The organism is Psychrobacter sp. YGAH215 (assembly GCF_007280595.1).
Lineage (GTDB): Bacteria > Pseudomonadota > Gammaproteobacteria > Pseudomonadales > Moraxellaceae > Psychrobacter > Psychrobacter faecalis.
On the sequence record NZ_VKLR01000074.1, the window covers coordinates 1 to 1424 of the forward strand.

1 protein-coding gene is annotated in these 1424 nt (G+C 39.5%); it reads left to right on the plus strand.

Translation table 11 applies throughout. The features are described from left to right. Positions 1–36: 36 nt before the first annotated feature. Positions 37–1424, plus strand: a 1388-nt coding sequence (locus tag FOR85_RS12570; protein WP_263390496.1) for a reverse transcriptase family protein, incomplete at its 3' end; no start/stop codon positions are given.

Sequence of the window (1424 nt, forward strand, 5' to 3'; positions counted from 1 at the left end):
GTCATAAATGTTGGTTTGCGTTTAATCAGCGCAGTCATGAATAACAAACTACAACAAATCATGGAATCACATTGGGACCATGATCAACATGCCTTTATTAAAAACCGATCAATCCAAGACATAGTGGAAAAATTTGCCATCACTTGGGAAAGAGTCAAAAGATGGACTACTTACCCATTTGCTATGGTGTTGCTTGATTTCTCAAAAGCTTTTGACAGCCTCAACCACTCATACATTAATGCGGTACTTATGAAATACAAGTTCCCTCAATCATTCATCAACTTCTGTATGGCCATTACAAGCGGCCACATAGGAAACATTCGTATCAACGACAAATCATCAGAACCCTTGCGATTATTGGCAGGAGTTAGACAAGGAAATCCTTTGTCACCCACCATCTTCATTCTTTGTCTAGAACCATTCCTAGCAAAGCTAAAACACTCAATTGTGGGTATACCACTTGAAGCTAACATTTTTGTGAAAGTACTTGCCTACGCAGACGATGTTACAGTTTGCTTAAACAACCCAGAAGAACAACACATTCTATCAAATGCCCTCAACCAATTTGCTAAGGCATCGGGTTTGGAGGTGAATAAGAATAAAACAATTTTACTATCCCGAAAAATAGGCCTGTACAAATTACCATTCCAAAAGCATCATGCTGACAAACCAGAAATCAAATACATGGGAGTTCCACTCTCACCGAAACTCAAACTCACGTTTCTTAAAAACTGGACAAAGAATCTTCACACAGCGGTAAACCTTGACCTACCATTACAGCAACGAGCCCTTGGTATCAATACATACTTAATTAGCAAACTTCACTATCAGGATACTCTCGCATCCTTCAAACAAAGTGAGATCAACAAAATCGCCCTTCAAATGAACCAATGCTTTAGAGGCGTGGGGGAAGAAAACCTCTTGGCACTACCAAACCAAGGTGGTTTTGGACTCATGGATATCAGAACACAGACGACCTATAACAGATGCAAGATAATATATAAAATGCTTACTTCAACAGAGCCACACAACTGGCACCTCCAGGTATATCGTGCAAAACTCCAACACAGAATCAACTACATCCAAAAAAGAAACAAAGGTAGCCAAATTCTCCCTTGGTACAATGCTTTGGTCTATGATTGCGGCTCACTTACAGAACGACTAATAAAATCCAGAACTCTACTCCCACATCTCACAGCATCTTTAATTGCTTGGTTTCAAATCAACAAGCAACACCTACTCCCATATACTAATGAATCACAGCTTATGGAATTTTTTCCCCAAGAAACTAGATTAACACTATACACTACCACAAAAATTAATCCTCACTTTGTCCCAACGCTCAATGGCACAGTGGATATGACTTACTACAACCATGGTTCTAAAAAACACCAGCTTGCTTTGCGCAAAACACTTATGCCGTC